Annotated in this window: 18 protein-coding genes; 5 read left to right on the top strand and 13 right to left on the bottom strand. The window is 26.6% G+C overall.

Features of this window, described 5'->3' with window-relative positions; all coding sequences use genetic code 11:
* Positions 1-307 precede the first annotated feature (307 nt).
* Genes PWP28_RS01205 through PWP28_RS01195 form a run of 3 tightly spaced genes read right to left on the bottom strand, consistent with a single transcriptional unit; the run spans position 308 to position 3,076 of the window.
* Positions 308-1,252, bottom strand: a complete 945-nt coding sequence (locus PWP28_RS01205; protein ID WP_109606320.1) for a DUF4097 family beta strand repeat-containing protein — start codon at positions 1,250-1,252, stop codon at positions 308-310.
* 5 nt (positions 1,253-1,257) lie between these two features.
* Positions 1,258-1,917, bottom strand: a complete 660-nt coding sequence (locus PWP28_RS01200) for a response regulator transcription factor (protein ID WP_109606318.1) — start codon at positions 1,915-1,917, stop codon at positions 1,258-1,260.
* Complete coding sequence (locus PWP28_RS01195; RefSeq protein WP_158274907.1) at positions 1,895-3,076, bottom strand: sensor histidine kinase; 1,182 nt, start codon at positions 3,074-3,076, stop codon at positions 1,895-1,897. The genes PWP28_RS01200 and PWP28_RS01195 overlap by 23 nt, the downstream gene beginning before the upstream one ends.
* Positions 3,077-3,452: 376 nt before the next feature.
* On the opposite strand from PWP28_RS01195, the gene PWP28_RS01190 reads away from it, so the two are divergent.
* The 5 genes from PWP28_RS01190 to PWP28_RS01170 are packed head-to-tail and all read left to right on the top strand — an operon-like array spanning position 3,453 to position 10,470.
* Positions 3,453-5,939: an ABC transporter substrate-binding protein gene (locus tag PWP28_RS01190; protein WP_308644076.1), complete on the top strand. Its 2,487-nt coding sequence runs from the start codon at positions 3,453-3,455 to the stop codon at positions 5,937-5,939.
* A 55-nt stretch (positions 5,940-5,994) separates the two neighbouring features.
* Complete coding sequence (locus PWP28_RS01185) at positions 5,995-7,035, top strand: ABC transporter permease (protein ID WP_109606312.1); 1,041 nt, start codon at positions 5,995-5,997, stop codon at positions 7,033-7,035.
* 1 nt (position 7,036) lies between these two features.
* The gene (locus PWP28_RS01180; RefSeq protein ID WP_308644075.1) at positions 7,037-8,437 is read left to right on the top strand and encodes an ABC transporter permease subunit; all 1,401 of its coding nucleotides are present in this window, start codon (positions 7,037-7,039) and stop codon (positions 8,435-8,437) included.
* Positions 8,438-8,489: 52 nt separating this feature from the next.
* A complete protein-coding gene (locus PWP28_RS01175) occupies positions 8,490-9,434 on the top strand; it encodes an ABC transporter ATP-binding protein (RefSeq protein WP_109606322.1) in 945 nt (314 codons plus the stop codon).
* A complete protein-coding gene (locus PWP28_RS01170; RefSeq protein WP_109606308.1) occupies positions 9,424-10,470 on the top strand; it encodes an ABC transporter ATP-binding protein in 1,047 nt (348 codons plus the stop codon). Before PWP28_RS01175 ends, PWP28_RS01170 begins: the two co-directional genes overlap by 11 nt.
* A gap of 11 nt (positions 10,471-10,481) precedes the next feature.
* Here PWP28_RS01170 and PWP28_RS01165 read toward each other — a convergent pair whose 3' ends face one another.
* The 10 genes from PWP28_RS01165 to PWP28_RS01120 all read right to left on the bottom strand — a co-directional run bounded on the left by PWP28_RS01165 (position 10,482) and on the right by PWP28_RS01120 (position 20,228).
* Positions 10,482-11,006 carry a hypothetical protein gene (locus PWP28_RS01165; protein ID WP_109606306.1) on the bottom strand — a complete coding sequence of 175 codons (525 nt, stop codon included), beginning with the start codon at positions 11,004-11,006 and terminating at the stop codon, positions 10,482-10,484.
* Position 11,007: 1 nt separating this feature from the next.
* The gene (locus tag PWP28_RS01160) at positions 11,008-11,799 is read right to left on the bottom strand and encodes a DUF4895 domain-containing protein (RefSeq protein WP_264149724.1); all 792 of its coding nucleotides are present in this window, start codon (positions 11,797-11,799) and stop codon (positions 11,008-11,010) included.
* On the bottom strand, positions 11,799-13,523 hold the full coding sequence (gene uvrC / locus PWP28_RS01155; protein WP_264149723.1) for an excinuclease ABC subunit UvrC: 1,725 nt from the start codon (positions 13,521-13,523) through the stop codon (positions 11,799-11,801). Before uvrC ends, PWP28_RS01160 begins: the two co-directional genes overlap by 1 nt.
* 12 nt (positions 13,524-13,535) lie before the next feature.
* The gene (locus PWP28_RS01150; protein WP_308644074.1) at positions 13,536-14,063 is read right to left on the bottom strand and encodes a DUF501 domain-containing protein; all 528 of its coding nucleotides are present in this window, start codon (positions 14,061-14,063) and stop codon (positions 13,536-13,538) included.
* Positions 14,030-14,887 (bottom strand): 50S ribosomal protein L11 methyltransferase, encoded by an 858-nt coding sequence (locus PWP28_RS01145; protein WP_305081786.1) that lies wholly within the window; start codon positions 14,885-14,887, stop codon positions 14,030-14,032. Before PWP28_RS01145 ends, PWP28_RS01150 begins: the two co-directional genes overlap by 34 nt.
* A 118-nt stretch (positions 14,888-15,005) precedes the next feature.
* The gene (locus PWP28_RS01140; protein ID WP_308644073.1) at positions 15,006-16,235 is read right to left on the bottom strand and encodes an ABC transporter permease; all 1,230 of its coding nucleotides are present in this window, start codon (positions 16,233-16,235) and stop codon (positions 15,006-15,008) included.
* Positions 16,222-16,920: an ABC transporter ATP-binding protein gene (locus tag PWP28_RS01135; RefSeq protein WP_109606293.1), complete on the bottom strand. Its 699-nt coding sequence runs from the start codon at positions 16,918-16,920 to the stop codon at positions 16,222-16,224. The genes PWP28_RS01140 and PWP28_RS01135 overlap by 14 nt, the downstream gene beginning before the upstream one ends.
* Entirely contained in the window at positions 16,917-17,936 is a 1,020-nt protein-coding gene (locus PWP28_RS01130) for an efflux RND transporter periplasmic adaptor subunit (protein WP_305081788.1), read from the bottom strand. Before PWP28_RS01130 ends, PWP28_RS01135 begins: the two co-directional genes overlap by 4 nt.
* Positions 17,929-19,233 (bottom strand): hypothetical protein, encoded by a 1,305-nt coding sequence (locus PWP28_RS01125; RefSeq protein ID WP_305081789.1) that lies wholly within the window; start codon positions 19,231-19,233, stop codon positions 17,929-17,931. The genes PWP28_RS01130 and PWP28_RS01125 overlap by 8 nt, the downstream gene beginning before the upstream one ends.
* A complete protein-coding gene (locus PWP28_RS01120) occupies positions 19,230-20,228 on the bottom strand; it encodes a TolC family protein (RefSeq protein ID WP_305081790.1) in 999 nt (332 codons plus the stop codon). The genes PWP28_RS01125 and PWP28_RS01120 overlap by 4 nt, the downstream gene beginning before the upstream one ends.
* Between the last annotated feature and the right edge of the window lie 252 nt (positions 20,229-20,480).

Here is a 20,480-nt window from a genome sequence, read left to right as displayed (position 1 = left end):
GCTTTTCTTCCTTGCTTAACTGTGTTTAATAATATCATATTATTTTTATTCTGTCAATTTCTTTTGTTTGAACTATTCCTTAATTATTCGTTAATCCATCAATCAATTAATTATTTTTTATTTTAAATTAAATATAAATAAAAAAATAAGAACAAATTCAATTGTTCTTATTTTTTATATATTATAAAGAGAAAGTCCTCTCAGAGGGTTGAGGCACTTAAATTTTACTACTAATATATAGATTATTTAAGTGACTATGGTAATTATTTACTCACAATTACTAAAGTAATATACTATATATTATTTTTTATTCTTTTATATTCGATATATCCTCTATATATATATTTCCAGACTTAATCTTTATATTTAAAAAATTATTTGTATTATTTTTTTGTTTTTTTAAAGTTTTATCATGTTTTTCTCCAAAATATGATATATCACCATCTTGAGTTTCTAAATTTATAGAAAAATTTTTATCTTTAACAAATATTTTTATATCACCAAAATCAGATTCTATATCTATTTTTTTTATTTTTTCACTCATAATTACAAGTTTTAATTTTTTAGATCTTATATCTGTATATTCACCATATAAATTTTCTATATAAATATCAGACTCTTGAGTAAGTATATTAAAATAATTTTCAAAATATATTCCATTTTTCAAAATTATATTGGATGATTTTGAATTCATGTTTATACTTCCAGATGACATGATATTTTGTGATTCTATATTCCCTTGAATATTATTTATATCTAAATCATGTACATTTAAGTTTTTTAATGATATATTTCCATTAACACTTTTCAAAACACAATTTTCTTTGACATTTATATCTTTTATATTTATATTTCCAGAATAATTCGAAAAGATAACATTATCAAACTTAGCTGTAGTATAAATTGTTATTCTACCACTGCCATTCCAACTACTTATCAGATGTTCATTATTTATAAGTAACTTTTTAAATAATGAAAAAGTTTTAGAATTATCAAAAAGATTTTCGTTTATATTAAATGTATTTAAATACGGTTTAAAAGAAATATCTGGAAATAATCTTTCATTATTTTTCAAAGTCATTTTTATATTATTTTTCATAGAATAATATAAATTTATATCAACAAAATTTAAATCCGCTTTTAAATTTTTATAGTTAAAAAGCGGTATATCATAAACTTCTATTAAATTATATTCTTTAGAAAAAAGAATAAGGCTAAAAATTATAAATATAAATGTACAAATTTTTTTCATATATCTTAACTTTCTAATGTCTTATTTATATATAAAGCAAGTTGAGTTCTATCTCTTAATTGAAGTTTTGACAATATTCTTGTTAAATGATTTTTTACCGTTCCTTCTGTTATAAACAATTTTTCAGATATTTCTTTATTTGAATTACCTTCTGAAATCAGTATCGCAATTTCTATTTCTCTTTGAGTCAAATTTTCATATGGCCCTTTTATTTTAATTTCTTCTTTTTCTTTTATGCTATTTTGAGAGTTATTAAAAAATTTAACCATTTTACTCGCCATTTCCGATTGGATTAATAGATTTCCTGAATAAACTGTTTTTATAGCTTCTATTATTTCATCAGATTTAACATCTTTTAAAATATATCCATCAGCCCCATTTTTTAAAGCTTCAAATAAATATTCATCATCTTTAAAAGTTGTTAAAATTATAACTTTTATATTTTTAAAATTCTTTTTTATAATTTTAGTAGCTTCAACTCCATTTAAAACAGGCATTCTTACATCCATCAATATGACATCTATATTCAATTCATTTAATTTTTGAATAGCTTCATTTCCATTTTCAGCTTCTGCCATCACTTCTATATCTTCATTCAAGGATAATATCATTTTTATACCATCTCTTATCAAAGGTTGATCATCAACAATCATAACTTTTATCATTATATACACCCTCCAGAGGTATCTTTATTAAAATAGAAAAATTTTTTTCATAATCATAAATTACTTCACCATTAACACTTTTAACTCTTTTTTCTATACCCTTCAATCCATTTCCTTTTTCAAATATTCCATTAAAAAATCCGTTATCAGATTCTTTTATTTCAATAAAATCACCATCATTTTTTATATATAAATATATTTTATTTCCTTTTGAATGCTTCAAAGAATTAGTTATCAATTCCTGTGATATTCTAAAAACAGTATATTTAATATTTTGATTCATATTTTCTATATTCCCATCAAAAATATACTCTATTACTTTTTCTTTAGTACTCACATTTTCTATCAAATTTTCTATACTTTCTTGTAAGTTATTTATATTTAAATCTTCCTTTAAAGTATTTACAGCCTTTCTTAAATCCTTCATAGAATTTCTTGCAAGATTTTGAGATTTTTCTATTATACTTTCAACTTCTTTACTATTATTTTTATATATTTTTTCTAAATAATCTAAATGCATTATTAATCCAGCTATAGAATGTCCTATTGAATCATGTATTTCTTGTGCAAGTCTGTTTCTTTCATTTTGTATAGTTAAAATTTCTATTTCTTCTAAAGAATTTTTTAGCTTTTCATTTAATTTCATGACCTTATTTCTTTCATTTATTAATCTCTTTATTAAAAATAAAATTGCGACTATTACAAAATATATGAATATATTTGTAAAAAAATCCGTACTATTATAAATGATCAATTCAAATATATTTTTATCTTTTATTAAATTCATACCACTATTTACAAGCCATATATATGTAAAAGATAAAAAATGAAAAATACCTATCAAGAAAGAATAAATACCACTTTCATCTATTATAAATTCATAAGTTAAAAAGAAGAAATATATCAAAAAATCATTACTAACATAAGCCGTGAGAAATACAGATATGATTATAGAAAATATAAAAGATATTATAAAAAATACTCTTCTTGATTTAATCATATATCTAAAAATATCATTGACAAATATAAATCCAACTATTATCAAATATTTTATTAAATCATTTGGAAAATAATGATACTCTTCTATTAAACTAAATATTAAAGCTGCATATATAGACAATCTTATAGTGATTCCATAAAAAAATATTTTTTTATTCATATAGACCTCCATTATATAACTATTATATCAAATACAGAGTCATATTACTTTATCATAGAACAAAAATATTTTAATCGTTTTATTTTAAATTTTTCTTAACATAAGAAAAATTTAAGAATCGTATTTTTTCACTTCTTATTAACTTTATTATATCAAACGTTTAATTTCTGTTTGAAAAATTAATATTTCAAAATTAATTTTATTATGATAAAATAATTATCTGTAAACAAAATATAAAAATAATTAATTTAAAGTTAAAAAATTACAAATTATTTCAATAAACATGACTTTAGTCATATATTTATAGTTTATTTTTTTGTTATCATATGTAATGAAAAATTAACCTTTTTTCACATCACTCAAAGGGGGGAATAGGATGAGAAAGTTTTTATTGTTTTTATTTATCTTAGTTATGGTCTTATCATTCGCTGTGAAAGGGCCACAACCTGACAAAATTTACTTTGGAGCGAGAATGTCTCAAGATATCGCCGTAAAAGATATTTCAGAAGGTATTTTTGACCTTTTCATGAATAGTGTTCCAGGATCAATGTTTAAAGGGTTAGATAAAGCTACAAGAGATAAACTCGATGTTTATTCAGTACCTTCTGGAAGTTGGGATTTGATTTTAAACCCAATACCTAATGCCGCACCTTATCAAGTAGAAGTTCAAGGAAAGACATATTTTAATCCTTTTGCAATAAGAGAAATAAGATTTGCAATGAACTTTTTAATTGATAGAAAATATATTGTTGAAGAAATACAAGGCGGATCTGGTGGACCTTCTTTTACACCTGCAACACCAGGTCAACCAAATGCTTGGAAAGTTGATTTGGTAGTACAAAAGATGGGTATCACTCCTGAAGGAGATAAAGAAAAAGCTTTAGCTGATATAGAAGCAGCCATGCAAAAAGCTTCACAAATACCAGAAAACAAAGGTAAATTGGTTAAAAAAGATGGTTTCTGGTATTTCAACAATGAACCAGTTACAATAAAATTCATAATAAGAGTAGATGACCCAGAAGGTAGACTTAAACTGGGAAATTATGTTTCTGATTTAGTTGAAGAAGCAGGCATAAAAGTTGAAAGACTTTTATGGGATAGATCTAAAGCTTCTAATACTGTTTATAACACAGATCCAGCTGACTACATATGGCAAATGTATACTGAAGGTTGGGGTGCTGGTTCAACATATGTTTGGTGGAGAACTCCTGTAAATCAACATCTCGCACCACGTGGAACTAATATGCCTGGTTGGGGACTCGACACATGGTGGAACTATGAACAACCAGAAATAGATAAATTAGCTTCAGATTTCATGAATGGTAATTTCTTAACAGAAGAAGAATATTGGGAAAAAATAACAAAAGCAACAGAATTGGGAATTCATGACTCAATAAGACTTTTTATAACTTATCAAAATGATTTTTATGTTGCAAACAAAGATAGATTTATTGAAAGAATGCCTTATGGACTCGGTGATGGCTTGAACAGATGGAGTCTTGAAAATGCAAAAGTTAAAGATAATATCTTAAAAATAGTTCAATTCTCTGCAGCAGGTAATCTTTTTATGAATGCATGGGATCCAATAGGATACAATGGATTTGGAGATACTTATTCAAGTAATGTTTCAACAGTTATGTTCGAAAGAAGTATGATCGATACTCCATTTGGAGTTACCGTTGAAAGAGTTGCAACTCTTGAAGATTTCAAATCGGCTCCTTATAAAGATGCTGAAGGAAATATAAAAGGAAATATAAATGTTCCAGCTGATGCAGAAATATATGATATAAATCAGAAAAAATATGTTCCAGTTGGAAATGGTGTTAAATCAGTATTTGAAGCTACTTGGGATTTAAGTTACTTTAAATGGCATCATGGAAGAATGATGGATGTAAGAGATTATATTTATGCTAATTCTTTTATATTTGATTGGTCAACTAAAGCTAATGATCAGGATAAAAAATATCATCCTCATATGGAAATGCAATTTAAAGATTCAATAGATAGTGTATATGTTGCATGGGAAATATTAGATGATAATACTATAAGAACATATGGAAACTATAATTTCCCTATGAATAAATTAGATATGGCTGGAGGATACGCTCCTTCTTTAAGAATAAGTTCAAGAAATCCTGGAGTAGGTGTTGCTTGGGAAATTGCAGAAGCATTGGCATTATTAGTTATTGAAAATGATAGTCAATCTGGTACTAAATGGGGTTTCAATCAAGAAGAAGGCGTTGAAGAAGTAGATGTAAAAACTCCTAAATGTGTTAAGGATATAAGAGCTAAATTAAATCAAATGATAGATAGAAAATATATACCTGAAGAATTGAATGGTTTAATAACTGCTGATGAAGCTATAAAAGATTATAAAATGGCTATAGATTTTATAGATAAATATAATCATGCTTTCATAGGGTATGGTCCATTCATGTTGACAAAGATAGATACAGATTCAAATTATGTTGAACTATCAGCATACAGAGATGCTTCATATCCATTCGAAAAAGGACATTGGGAAAAAATTTATAAGAAAGATAGAGCAAGAATAGATAGTTTAACTGCTCCTGATATAGCAATGTCTGGTGAAGATGCTGAATTTGAAATCAATGTTTCTAAAGTTAGTTTCCCTAATGATGAAACAGCTTTAGCAAATGAAGCAGAAGTAAAAATAATACTTGTAACTCCTGAAGGTGAAGTAGAATTTGATGCTATGAACTATGGTCCTGGAGAATTTATGGGATTAATTCCATCAACAGCTACTGAAAAATTAGATTCAGGTAGCTATATATATGTTGTAACTGCAACTCTTGATGGATTATTTGTTGATACAAAAACAGGATCTTTAGTTATTTATTAAAAACAATCTTAAGGGGGGATTTTATCTCCCCTTTTCATAAACAGGAGTTGATCATATGTATTGGAAATATGTAATAAAAAGAATTATAGCCGGTATAATAATGTTTATAATTCTTATGTTTACATACTCTGCCCTGTTCAACAAAGTAATGGAAGAAACAACTATGGGTACCATTAATGAACAAATAAGAATGGAAGTAAAATCATTATCAGAAAATAACCCTAAATTTGATGCCTCTTCTTTTGTTAAGAACAGGAAAGAATATTATATAAAGCTTTATGGTCTAGATAAAAGTTATATTGAAAGAGTTTTTAATAATACTTGGAAAACTATAAGATTTGATTTTGGTCAGGCTACAAATATAACTTCGAGCTCTGGCGAAAAGGATGTTACAAAGATCGTTCTTGAAGCTCTACCTCGAACTATTGTATTATTCACTCTATCTCAAGTAATAATACTTATAATAGCTTTGCTCATAGGTCTGAAAAAAGCTCAAAAACCAAGCGGCAAATTTGATAGAACAACTTCTGTCATAACAATGATAGTTTTTGGTATGCCAAAATGGTGGGTTGGAATGATGTTTATAATGTTATTTAGTTATGGCTTAAAAATATTTCCAAGTGGCGGTATGCACAGAGTACCTCCTCCTGAAACATCTTTTGGACTATTTTTAGATTATCTTCATCATCTCGCTTTACCAGTTATAACTTATGTAATAGTGGGATTTTGGGGAGTATCTTTTATTGTTAGAAATATAGTTTTAGGAACACTTCAAGAAGATTATATAATGGCTGCAAGAGCAAGAGGTATAGGTGAAAATAGTGTTCTATACAGACATACTATGAGAACAGCTGCACCACCTATAATAACTATGGTAGTTTTATCTATTCTTGCATCTTTTGGGGGTTCTTTAATCTTTGAAGGAATCTTTAGTTGGCCAGGAATGGGAAACCTTTACCTGATAGCAAATCAACAAAATGATATTCCTGTATTAATGGGAAATCTTGCTTTTACTACGGGTATTTATATCATTGGCTTGGTTATTCTCGATCTCATATATGGATTCCTTGATCCTAGAATAAAAGTAGGTGGTTGATTTGAAATGGAAAGATTTTTCATATGCATTTAATGAATTTTGGACTGAATTCAGAAAAATTAAATCTGGTATGGTTGGTTTAGTACTATTGATAATCTTAATACTAACAACTATATTTGAACCAATTATTTCTCCTTATCCGGAAGCAACCAACAGATGGAGAGATATAACTTATTGGGAAGACAATCCAAAAAGTGCAGCACCTGTTTGGACTAATTGGTTTAGAAAAGAAAAATTGCCTGAAACACAAATATTAGAAAACTCTAACTTTGAAGAAATTTCTAAAGGTGCTTTAAAAATATATAATTTTGATTTTGATTATAACTTTGATTTTGCAACTGCACCAGAAGATTTTATAATACATTTTGATGCAATTGGTTCTCCAATTATAAGTATTAATTTGATACGCCCAGATGGAGAAAAAATAATTTTATCAAAAAAATCTTTAAACCTGAGCAATAAATCTGATGTAAGAATTTCGCTTGGTACAGATGCTAAAGATGGTGCATATAAATTTGCAAATAAAATAGATTATGAAAACTCATCAAGTGTGTTAAAGAGCACTATAAACCCTTTGAATATAATATTTTCACAAGCAAAAGAAAATATTATATCATCTCCAGAATTTTTAAAAGGAGATTATAAAATAACAGTTCAAGCTATTTTTACCAAAGGAGAAGGAGAGATCTCTAATCCTTTAGCTAAAATAAATGGAAAAGTTTCTGGTGTACTTGGTACCGATAATTTTAAAAGAGACCTTTGGAGTGGTGTTCTTGCGGGAATAAAATGGGCTTTATTAATAGGTCTTTTAACAGCTGCTATTTCAGTAACAGTAGGTGTTAGTTATGGTATAACCAGTGCTTATTATGGTGGTTGGGTAGACTCTTTTATGCAAAGAATTTTAGAATTTTTCTTAAATATTCCATTTATCCCAATATTAATAGTCATATCTGCAATATTTAAACCAAGTATATGGACTTTAATAATTTTGATGTGTTTATTAAATTGGACTGGTTCTGTAAGAACCGTTAGAAGTATGGGTCTTCAAATAAAAGAAGAAACTTATATAGAAGCATCAAAAGCTTTAGGTGCAAGTAATTCAAGAATAATTTTTAAACATATGATCCCTTTATTAGTACCTTATTCTTTTGCAAACATGGCTTTATCTGTACCTGCAGCAATACTTACTGAAGCAGGTATGAGTGTTTTAGGACTTGGCGATGCCTCTATTGTAACTTGGGGTCAAATCCTTCAAGATGCAAGAACTGGTGGAGCAATGGTTCAAGGTATTTGGTGGTGGATTATTCCTCCTGGGTTAATGATATCTGTGGTTGGAATGACATTCGCATTTATTGGCTTTTCTATGGATAAAATATTAATGCCTAAACTAAAAACAAGATAAGGTTGTGATTATTTTGAATAATGATATTGCTTTAGAAGTTAAAAATCTTAAAATGTATTATAAAACCGAAAATGGTGATGTAAAAGCAGTTGATGACATATCATTTAAATTAAAAAAGGGAGAAACTTTAGGTCTTGTTGGTGAATCTGGTTGTGGTAAAACCACAACAGGTTTTTCAATATTAAAAATGCCTTCACCTCCTGGTGAAATCGTTGGAGGTCAAATATTAATAGATGGTAAAGATATAGTTCCATTAACAGAAAGAGAATTGAGGAAAAATATAAGATGGGAAAAAGTTTCTATGGTATTTCAAGGTGCTATGAACTCTTTAACACCTGTTTTCACTATAGAAAAACAATTGATGGAAACTCTTCAATTGCATAAGCCTATGAGTAAATCAGAGGCTAAAAAAACTATGATAAAATATTTAAACTATGTTGGATTATCAGAAGATATTTTAAAAAGATATCCTCATGAATTATCAGGTGGTATGAAACAAAGAATTGCTATAGCTTCAGCACTTTTTTTAGAACCTTCATTAGTCATATGTGATGAACCTACAACAGCTCTTGATGTTGTAGTTCAAGCTCAAATAATAAATCTTTTGAAAGATTTAAAAGAAAAATTGAATCTTTCATTCATATTTATAACTCATGATTTGGCTACAGAAGCAGAAGTTTCAGATAGAATCGCTGTTATGTATGCTGGAAAAATAGTAGAAATAGGTACAAATCAACAAATATATGGTGAACAGGGACCTGCTCATCCTTATACTGAAAGGCTATTAGCGGCAACTCCTAAATTACATGAAAATGTAAAAGAATTAGCTTTTATTAAAGGAACACCTCCTAATCTTTTAAATCCTCCAAAAGGCTGTAGATTTCATCCTCGTTGTCCTTATGCTTTTGAAAAATGTAAAACAGAAGAACCTATTTTAAAAGAAATAGAAGCTGAACATAAGGTAGCATGTTGGAGGTGTGATGCAGATGAAAACTGAAAATTTAGTTGAAATAAAAAATTTAAAAAAATGGTTTCCAATAAAAAGAACTATGAAAGAATTTTTTTCAGGTCAGCAAAGATATGTTAAAGCGGTAGATGGGGTTTCTTTCAGTATTAAAAAAGGGGAAATATTCGGTCTAATAGGTGAATCTGGTTGTGGTAAAACTACAACAGCAAAAATGGTCATGCAACTTCATGAACCTACAGATGGTCAATTAATATTCAATGATGAAGATGTGACTCATATATCTAAAGATAGATTAAAAAAATATAGAACAGAAGTACAAATGATATTTCAAGATCCTTATGCATCTATGAATCCAAGATTTAAAGTGAAAGATGTTATGGAAGAACCTTTGATAATTCATAAAATTGAAGAAGATAGATTAAAAAGAGAAATTCTAATAAAAAATGGATTGGAAAAAGTTAGATTAATGCCCCCAGAAGAGTTTATGGGTAGATATCCGCATATGCTTTCTGGTGGTCAGAGGCAAAGAGCTTCAACGGCCAGAGCTTTAATGCTATCTCCAAAACTATTAGTCGCAGATGAACCAGTTTCAATGATAGATCTATCAACTAGGGCTGAAATCCTTCATATGTTAAAACAAGTGCAGAAAGAGTTAAATTTGACATATTTATACATAACTCATGATTTATCAACTGCAAGATATTTTACAGATAGAATAGCTGTTATGTATCTTGGTAAAATAGTAGAAATGGGAACACCAGATGATGTTATAGATAATTCACTTCATCCATATACAAAAGCTTTGATATCTGCTGTATGCGAACCAATTGCAGGAAAAGTAAATAAAGTAAAAAAAGTCCCTATAAAAGGTGAAATACCTTCTGCAGCAAATATTCCAAAAGGATGTAGATTTCATCCAAGATGCCCATACGCAAAGGAAGAATGTTGGGCTTTGGAAGAACCAGAAATAAAAGAATTTAATGAAGGTCATTTCGCTGCATGTAGAAGAATAGAAGAAATAATTAAAAATAATGAAGAAGAAAAAGTTTTAAATGGAGAGTATTAATACTCTCCATTTTATTTTCTCATGAGAATTAAAGAATAATATATCGTAAAAATAGAATATATTATATATAAAATTGAAGGCAGATAAAACCATTGATTTAAACCTATTGAAGTGTTTCCAAATATGCTTACACCAAACCAATTTATAGACATTTTATATATGTAAAATAATATAATTCCAGACATAAAAATACCATTAAAAAAAATTAAAAGACCATATAACTTATAATATCTTTTTGCTATCCTTTCAATAGAATAAAAATGTAAAAAGACTCCAAAAAGGAATATGGGTATAGTTATAAAAATCAATGGTCTCATATCTAAAGTAAATTGAGAACCTATTATTTGATGTATAGTAGATTTTAATAGATTTAAAATTATTGAAAAACTTAATATGGCTATAGAAAATATTATATTAAAAGTTCCCAAAAACATTTCTAATATTATAGATCCAGGAGAAAATTTTTTATTTATTTTTATTTTTTTAGGCGTTTCTTCTCTCTTTTCTTCTATAGGATCTAAAGCTATTTTAGCCATTTCATTCTCCTCCTATATCTATATCATCTATATAATTAATAACTTTTCTTATTTCATTTATCATACTTTTATAAATATCTTCAAAATCGATATTTTTTATATAATCTGCTCTGAGTTTAAATGCACATAGGGCAGGATCTTTTAAATTCATATCTGGCATTTTATATGAAGTTTCCAAAAAGTCAAAATTTTTTAGTATCTTATTTTTCAAACATCTTGAAATTTCTATCATAAGACCTCTTTTTTCAATGTCTATATTTTTTGGTAATAAAAAAACAATATGTATTTTATCTAAATATGGATGATAATATATATTATCTGATATTATCTTATATTTTTTCATTATTTGTTCAAAAGTATCTTCATCAATTATTTCATCAAAAGATAAGTTTTTTTCTCCATTCAATTTTTCTTTAAATTTCATTTTTTTTATTAATCTTTCATCACCTTCTAAAATATATGGATAAAATTTAAAAGGTGATTGTACTATTCCAGAGTAAAAAACTTTGTTTGCAACTTTATTATTTTTTAATAAAAAAAGTTCATATTCATCACTCAATTCATCTTTAAAATCTATATCTACTGGATACAGACAACTCATAACCTTTTTTGGAGGTTCAGCACTTATAGTTTTGAAAACTCTGCCTTGTTCATCTACAAAATAGCTCAAACAAGGAACTTTATTTTCAGAATCCGCTATACAAACATGAAAGAGATGATCATATTCATCTGCAAGTTTATTTTTATATTTTGAAAGTTGTTTTGCTCCCAATAGAATAAAATCATTTATCATTATTTATCCCCCAATTCTTGTTTTATCTTTTTTGCTACTTTTTCACTATTTATTACTTCAGCTATTTCTTCTACTGAAGCTTCTAAAATTTCATTTAATCCTCCAAAATGAGTTATAAGTTTTTTCTTTCTAACAGGTCCTATACCAGAAACTTCATCTAATTTGGTTTTTTCAAATCTTTTAGATCTCAATTTTCTATTAAATCCTATGGCAAATCTATGAGTTTCATCTCTAATATATATTAATAACCTTAAAACTGGATTATCAAGTGGAAGATGTAAATCATCCATTTCTCCTGGAAAAACAACTCTTTCATCTTCTTTCGCAATACCAACAAGGTCTACATCTTTTAAATCATAACCTAATTCATTTAGAGCTTTAAGTGCAGAATTAACCTGTCCTTTACCGCCATCAATGAATAATAAATCGGGAAGTTCATGTTTTTTATATCTTCTTTTTATAACAGTTTTTATACTTTCAAAATCATTAGGTTCTTTAAACTCATCGAGTCTATATCGTCTATAACCACTTTTTTCTGGTTTACCATTTTCAAAGTTCACAAGAGATGCCACCGTATACATTCCTTGAAGATGTGATATATCTATACCTTCTATTTTTTTTGGTATTTTTTTTAAACTTAATATTTCTTTCGCTTGTTTTAATGTATTTCCAAGATCTGTATACCTTTTGAGTTCTTCTTCCAAATTTTTGAAAGCTAATGAATATATGCTTGATCTTCTGCTTAATTTATTAAACATTTTAAGTCCATTATTTTTTAAATAATTTTTTATTTGTTCATCTATATTTTCATCATAAAGTGTAAATATTTGTGGCGGAATTTCATTTTTTCTTATTATATAAAATTGATGTATAAACTCATTTATATCGGAATCAAGGGTAAAAGAAACTTTTGATATTAAATATCCTTCTCTTATTTTCAATAAAACATAAATAGGTTCTTCATAGACTATAACATCTATATTTTTATTATGTTTAAATTCAACACCAAGCTTTATGAATAATCTATCGAGTTTTAAAAGTGTATCTCTCATTTGAGCAGCCTTTTCAAAATTTAGTATTTTAGAATATTCTTCCATATACTTTTCAAGATACTCTTTAACTTTTTCAACATTTCCTTTGAGAAAATTTAAAACATCATTAACTGCATTCTTATATGATGATTCATCAATTTCTTTATAACATGGTCCATAACACATTCCAAGATGATATAAAAAACAAGGTTTACTTTTTCTATCCATATTTCTTTCACATGATCTAACCTTATATACTCTTTGCAAAACTTCTATAACTTCTTTAACAAATCTAACATTTGGATAAGGTCCAAAATAGGTTCCTTTTTGTTCATTTTTAGTTCTAACATATTTTATAGTCGGATATTTTTCATCGGTAATGAGTATATAAGGATAAACTCTCGTATCTTTTAATAAAATATTGTATTTTGGTTTATATGTATATATGAGATTAGCTTCCAGAACAAAAGCTTCATCTTCACTTTCTGTTAAAATGTAATCTATATATTCTGAATCGTTTATTATCTTCAAAGTCTTTTCATTTTTTAATTGATTTGAAGGATTAAAATAAGAACCTAATCTATTTTTTAATCTCTTAGCTTTCCCAACATATATGGGTTTAAAATCTTTATCTTTAAATATATAAATACCAGGTTTTGCAGGTATGTTTTTTATAAGATCTCTATTTACCATTTTAAACCATCCTCATAAGTCACAGCATATACAATTAGCACATTCTAAATTTTCAAGACTTTCTACAACTATTTTTCCAACAGGATTTTTTATTCCACCAAGATAAGATGCCACATGTAAATGTAAACACTTGATATTAGAAAAATTCTTTATTCCTCCGATTCCAGTTTCTCTCAACTTTAATTTTATTGGACTTGATAATTTATTTATTTTATCATCTAATATTTCCAATCTGATTTTTATTTCTTCTTGATGTGCTTTAAAGTAATCAGCTCTTAAATTCTCATCTTCATCTATTATCTTTTGAATTCTTGAAATTTCTTGTATAGATTCTAATTTAGAAATTTCTGAATTTAAAAAAGGACAGCTTAACCAATGAAGAGTAGGAAATGGTTTATCCTTCTTTAAAGGATAATTTCTTATTATCTGTGGATATCCATATTTGCAATATTTCATAATTTTTACTTTTTCATCAATCTTTCTTTTCATTTGTTTTTTCAATACCTTTACTTCTTCTTCTGTAATTTTAAACCTATCCATGAACCTTCCTCCGTTTTTTCTATCAATTCTAAATTATGTTCTTTAATTTTTTCCATTATAAGATCTATTTTTTTGTCCATAATACCTGAAAAAATAACATAAGATCCTTCTTTTATAATACCATCAAATTTTTCATCTTTCAGTAACTCTATCAATATTTCTGCGACCATATTTGAAACAAAAATATCACTTTTTATATCTTCATTTACATTTTCTAAAAAATTTGATTGTTTAACTTTTATATCTAAATTATTTATCTCAATAGTCTCAATTGCTTTTTCAATTGCTAAACCATCATAATCATAAGCATAAACATCTTTTGCACCTTTTAATTTCGCTAATATCGATAGTATTCCTGTTCCACAACCCATATCTATAACTGTTTTATTTTCACAATTCATATCATTTAAAATTCTACCAGCAAGTTTTGTTGTAGAATGAAGACCTGTACCAAAAGCCGTTCCTGGAATTATTTTTATAACTTTTTCTTTATTTTTTAATTCTTTTTCTGGAAATGGATTTATCCAAATATCTTTGACAAATTCAAAAACTTCTAATGTATCAAGCCAAGCTTTTAACCAATCTTTTTCAATTACAACACTTTTAGACAAAAGTTCAAAATTAAATTTATTATTTAACTCATCGATTATATTATCATTTGGGTTTTCATAAGATGTATAAAGCTTTAAAACTTGAAGATTTGTTTTAAAATCATTATCGAGATAATAATCTTTAAATTCATTATCATAAAAAAATTCAATCAATTCATCTTCTTTATTAGAGTTTATTGAATATAAATACTCATAAAATTTCATTTTTTTCATTTTATACACTCTCCATCTTTCTTTATATTTAATTCAATTATACATTATATGATTTATATAAGTTTATATAAAAAGTTAATAATAAAAATAAAAACGCTGAATTAATTCAGCGTTTTTATTATTCATATCTTAAAGCTTCTATTGGACTCAACTTAGATGCCTTATTAGCAGGATATATTCCAAAAAACAATCCCACTCCAGCCGAAACACTAAAGGATACTATAATAGCTTCCAATGTCATTTCAGCAACAAGACCTATTCCTTGTCCAAAAATTGTTATAATTTGTGAAAGTCCCCAACCAAATAAAACACCTATTATTCCTGCTATAAAAGTTATTAAAACACTTTCAACAAGAAATTCACTTAGTATTCTTTTTCTGGTAGCTCCTATAGCCATTTTAATACCTATTTCTTTGGTTCTTTCAGTCACAGAAACAAGCATTATATTCATAATACCTATACCGCCAACGAGCAAAGAAATTGCAGCTATTGATATTAAAACAAATTTCATTATATTAGTCACTCGGCCTACAGTTTCAAGCATGGCATCTTGACTCATGATTTCATAAGTTTTATCATTTCCAAATTTTTCATACATATAATGATCTATTTCTTTTATGGCAAGTTTAGCTGTTTCTTCAGATTTTGCTTGTGCCACAATTATAGAAGTTCTTCCATTTGATTGAAAAAGCCTTGCATCTGATAATTTATCATTCATTAAAATCATATTATCAACATCAAAAAAACCTATACTACCAGATTTTTCCATCAATCCAATTATTTCAAAAGCTACTTTTCTTGTAAAATTTTTTCCAGGTTGAATCAAGTATATAGTTTTTCCAATTGGATTTTCTCCTGGGAATAATTTACTGGCAATATTATACCCAACAACTACATTATTTTCAGCATTTTTGTAGTCTTCATAACTCACATTTCTACCGGAAATTAAATCTACACTTAATAAATCGAAAAAAATTTCTGATGCTCCATAAACGGTAAAATATGAATTATTTTTACCACCTTGAACCAAAAAACTAGATCCTAATAATGACACTGCATTTTTTACACTTGGAGCCATTTCATTTAGTTTATCAGCATCTTCAAGTGAAAATGGATTTCGCTCGATTTTAACCGCAGCTCCTCCTTGCCCACCATAATATCCTCTTTGCACAAAAATCATATTAGATCCAAGAGATGATATTTGCGACTTTATTTGATTTGTTGCACCTTCTCCAACTGCCACAACTGTAATAACAGCCATTACTCCAATTATTATTCCAAGCATCGATAGAAAAATTCTCATTTTATTAGATCTTAAAGATCTTATCGTTTCTTTAAGTATTTCCATTTTTTTTCACCTCTATCGATTCTATGGCACCATCAAGAATTCTCACAACTTTATTTCCTATACTTTCCATTGTAGGATCATGGGTTACAACAACTAAAGTTTTTCCCATATCATTTAATTTTTGAAATATTTGAAGTATTTCTTTTCCACTTTTACTGTCTAAATTTCCAGTTGGTTCATCAGCCAATAAAAAAGCTGGTTCATTTGCAAGACCTCTCGCTATGGCAACTCTCTGCTGTTGTCCACCAGATAACTCTGTTGGTTTATGATCCATTCTATCCCCTAGGCCTACAAGTTCAAGATATTCTTTAGCTCTTTTTTTTCTTTCTTTTGTTGGAACATTTCCATATATCATTGGTAATTCAACATTTTCTAAAGCACTTAAATGAGATAATAAATTGAATTTTTGAAAAATAAATCCTATTTTTTTATTCCTAACTTCGGCCAATTTCTTATCTGGCATAGAAGATACTTCAGAATTTTCTATGTATACATTTCCTAAGGTAGGTCTATCTAAACATCCTAAAATTTGCAAAAGTGTAGATTTTCCACTACCTGAAGGCCCAACGATGACAATATAATCTCCATCTTCTATTTCAAAACTTATATCTCTGAGGGCATGTACTTCTATTTCCCCCATTTTATAAATTTTCTTAACATCCTCAAGTTTCATTACGCTCATCAGAATCCCCTCGGAACACCGTTAACATTTTGAAGTCTTTGGAGTTCAGCTCCATCTGGTATCAAAAGAACTATATCTCCTTCTTTAAGACCTTCTAAAATCTCAACATATTTTTTAGTTTCTTTTCCACTTTTTACATCTACTTCTTTTTTACCTTCAGAAGTTTTTATGTAAACAAATTTTGTACCATTTTCTCTTGTTTTCAAAGCTTCTTTTGGTATGGCTATTGAATTTTTAAGTTCTAAAGTTACTAATTTTACATTTGCAGTTAATCCTGATATTATTCCATATTTTAACGGATCTTCTGTAAATTTAATTTCTACAGGTATATAAACTATGCCTCCAGAACTTTCAGCAACCGGATTTATAAGCGTTAACTCTCCAGGTATAGATACTCCAAGCTGATTAAATTCAATTATGGCTTTCATACCAAGTTTTATATTTGGTAAATCTAATTCATCTATTGAAGATTTTACTCTCATAGACTCATTATCAACTATTACCATCATACCTTTATCCAATTGAGGATTATCTCCAACACTAATATCTAATTTTTCTATAGTTCCTTTAACAGGAGATTTAAGCGTAGTTTTTTCAAGTTCTTCTTTTGCTTGTTCGAGTTGAAGTTTTTTTAACTCTCTTATTTTTTCGGCCATGTTCAATGAATTATCATAATCTATTTGTTTTGAAATATAATTTATTCTATAAGTTAAATCTTCAAATTTTAACAGATGATCGCCTATTTCTACTTTTTGACCTTCTTCAACAAAAACATCTGTTATCTTTTCTTTAAATGGTGGATATATAGTTCTGGTATCAGCATTTACATTTCCAACTATTTCCGTATAATCTCCAAAGTCTCTTTTTTGAACTTTATATTCAAGATTTGGTATTTGAATATTTGCATTTATTTCAGGATTTGTTTCAGATTTTGATTTATTTATAAGAACATAACCTCCAATAATTATGATCAATATAATTATTATCCATATCCATTTTTTGCTTTTCTTTTTACTCAACTAAATCACCCCATAATGCTTCACCATTTTCAGAAGCTATATTCATATAGTTAAAATTATCTGTTAAATTTGAACTTTCAAAGTTTATTTCATTTATTCTATAATCTATTTCATAAAGATCATAATCGAGTTCACTCATAAAACCATTTTCAAATAATTTTCTATTTTTTAAAATATTTTCTTTTGACTGTTTTAAATTAGATGCATTTATTTTTTTATCAAATTCATTAATTCTTATATCATTTAAATAACTTTTTATGGTTCTTTCTATTGAATCAATTTTCTCTTTAACTTTCAAATCACTATAATTATTTTTTCTCGTGTTTGCAAGCTGTTCTTTTTCGCCAAAATCAAGTACATTTAAGTTTAAATCAAATGTCAAACTCCATTTGAAATTCTCTAAATCATTTATATTAAATGCAACAGACATATCTGGCAAATATGGCAAAAACCAAAAAGTTTCTTGTATCTTAGCTGCTTCTACTCTTTTATTCAAAGCTTTTATATCTTCTCTTTGAATATAATTCATATTTATTTTTTCATCATACTCTTTCAATAAATTTAATGCTTCTTCATAAGTTTTTTTATCGATATCATAATCGAAGTTTTCTTGTTTATCTTTTAAAGATTGTATGGATTTTTTAGTTTTTATAATGTCTAATTCAACTTTTTCTCTTTCATCTTCATCTTTTAAATATTCATATTTTTTTACCAATAATTCAAGTTTTTTCATATTAAGATTCATTAATTCTTCATTATTATTTTTATTTATTATAGAATTTATTGTATTCATATAAATAGAGTTTTTTGTCTTTTTTATTGAATATATGGCATCATAATAATTAGCTTCTAAATTTAATTTTTCAACTTCTGGTTCTTTTTTTAAATCCCTTGAAATAGAAAGACCTAAATTACCAATTTGAAACTTATTTTCATCTTCATTATATCCAAATGGTAAAGTCATTCCAAGTTGAGCACCATATAATTCAGTAAAATTTAAATACAACTTTGTAGAATAAGTATAATCATTTAAAGTCTTTTGTACATTTAATATATTGAAGTTTATACTATCAGAATTTTGATTATTTAACATGACAAAAGGACTTGACTTTATAGACATATAAGGAATAAAAAAATTATTTTTCTTTTTGATATTTATCTCTATATTTTTTAAATTATTTTCACTTTCTTTTAATTGTATGTTTTTGTTCAATTCTTCCTTAAATATATCCTCAACTGATGAGAAACTAATTATTGAAAATAAAGAAAGAAAGAGTATTAAAATTACCTTTCTCAATTTAATACCTCCTCAGGTCTCCTTCCAGTATCAAGTAAATATTTAACAAAAGAATTAAAATATTGCTTCATTGTTTCATAATAAGTTTTTGAACTATCGATATAATCAGCCTTAGATTTATTTAATTCAGCCTCTGAAGCTAAACCATTTATAAACTTATTATTTGTATCTTCATAAGTTGTTTTTGATAAATTTATTCTTTCTTCAAGATTTTTTATAGATATTTTAAAAGATTCTAATTGATTTTTTAAGTCTCTATGTGATTTATACAAAGCATCCTCTGAGTCTTTTATATTTACTTCAAGTTTTCTATTTTTTAATTCAAGATTTTTTATATCAAATTCTGATGAGTTTGAAGGTAATGTCTTCATCTCAACTTCATTTAATTCTTTATTCTTTTCTAATATTTTATAATCATAATTATTATCAAAATAAACTTTATCATCAACTAAATAATTGGCATAATCTATTAAACTAACCTTTATTTCAGAAATTTCTTTTGAATATATTTCTATTAAATCATTTTTTGAATCAAGCATTTTTACTTTTTTACTCGTTATAGAATTTTCTAAATCACTTAAAGTTAATTCAGCATTTTTTAGTTCATCAATAGAAATCAATTTTTTTTCGAATAATTTTTTCTTATTTTCTAAATCAATTCTTGCATTTTTGATTTTAAGTTCAGTACTTTCATAGTCGAGTTTATCTATTAAGTAATCAAAATAAGTATTTATAGTATCTGTATAAAATCTTTCTACAGTTTTTTTATTTTCTTTTAAAGAATTTAAAAAATTTATTTCCGCACTTAACTCTGACTTTTGATTTGTTGCCATTATTTTATTCTTATCATATTCCATTTCCATCAAAACATATTCCAAATTTGAAAGTTCATATGTTGTAGATGTAGCTTTAGCAGACTCTATAACATCAAATAATGTAGCAGAAAAACTCATAATAGTAAATACTAATACCAATAAAATTAAAATTTTTTTCATATCATTACCTCCCAATTAATATTGTTTCTAATATATATTATATTTTTTATTCTAATAAAATTCTATTTTTATACCTTACTACAAAGATAATTAACTTACATTTTTGTAAGTTATAAGTGCTTATTAGATTATATTATTTATTATGTGAAAAAATCAAGCAAAATCTAATAAATTCATCATATATTCAATATTGAATTTGTTATTGTGTTATAGTTATATATAACACTTTTTTATTATATCATTTTATCAATG

This window comes from Oceanotoga sp. (assembly GCF_030445905.1).
Classification (GTDB): Bacteria; Thermotogota; Thermotogae; order Petrotogales; family Petrotogaceae; genus Oceanotoga; species Oceanotoga teriensis.
The sequence above is the reverse complement of the archived record's forward strand: the minus strand, read 5'-3'. Positions and strand labels throughout refer to the sequence as shown.

Coding starts and splice junctions, on each gene's coding strand:
- PWP28_RS01170 (WP_109606308.1), top strand. CDS start 9,424: ATGAAAACTGAAAATTTAGTTGAAATAAAAAATTTAAAAAAATGGTTT.
- PWP28_RS01160 (WP_264149724.1), bottom strand. CDS start 11,799: ATGATAAATGATTTTATTCTATTGGGAGCAAAACAACTTTCAAAATAT.
- PWP28_RS01165 (WP_109606306.1), bottom strand. CDS start 11,006: ATGGCTAAAATAGCTTTAGATCCTATAGAAGAAAAGAGAGAAGAAACG.
- PWP28_RS01195 (WP_158274907.1), bottom strand. CDS start 3,076: ATGAATAAAAAAATATTTTTTTATGGAATCACTATAAGATTGTCTATA.
- PWP28_RS01190 (WP_308644076.1), top strand. CDS start 3,453: ATGAGAAAGTTTTTATTGTTTTTATTTATCTTAGTTATGGTCTTATCA.
- PWP28_RS01150 (WP_308644074.1), bottom strand. CDS start 14,063: ATGGATAGGTTTAAAATTACAGAAGAAGAAGTAAAGGTATTGAAAAAA.
- PWP28_RS01205 (WP_109606320.1), bottom strand. CDS start 1,252: ATGAAAAAAATTTGTACATTTATATTTATAATTTTTAGCCTTATTCTT.
- PWP28_RS01145 (WP_305081786.1), bottom strand. CDS start 14,887: ATGAAAAAAATGAAATTTTATGAGTATTTATATTCAATAAACTCTAAT.
- PWP28_RS01120 (WP_305081790.1), bottom strand. CDS start 20,228: ATGAAAAAAATTTTAATTTTATTGGTATTAGTATTTACTATTATGAGT.
- PWP28_RS01140 (WP_308644073.1), bottom strand. CDS start 16,235: ATGGAAATACTTAAAGAAACGATAAGATCTTTAAGATCTAATAAAATG.
- PWP28_RS01185 (WP_109606312.1), top strand. CDS start 5,995: ATGTATTGGAAATATGTAATAAAAAGAATTATAGCCGGTATAATAATG.
- PWP28_RS01200 (WP_109606318.1), bottom strand. CDS start 1,917: ATGATAAAAGTTATGATTGTTGATGATCAACCTTTGATAAGAGATGGT.
- PWP28_RS01175 (WP_109606322.1), top strand. CDS start 8,490: ATGTATTATAAAACCGAAAATGGTGATGTAAAAGCAGTTGATGACATA.
- uvrC (WP_264149723.1), bottom strand. CDS start 13,523: ATGGTAAATAGAGATCTTATAAAAAACATACCTGCAAAACCTGGTATT.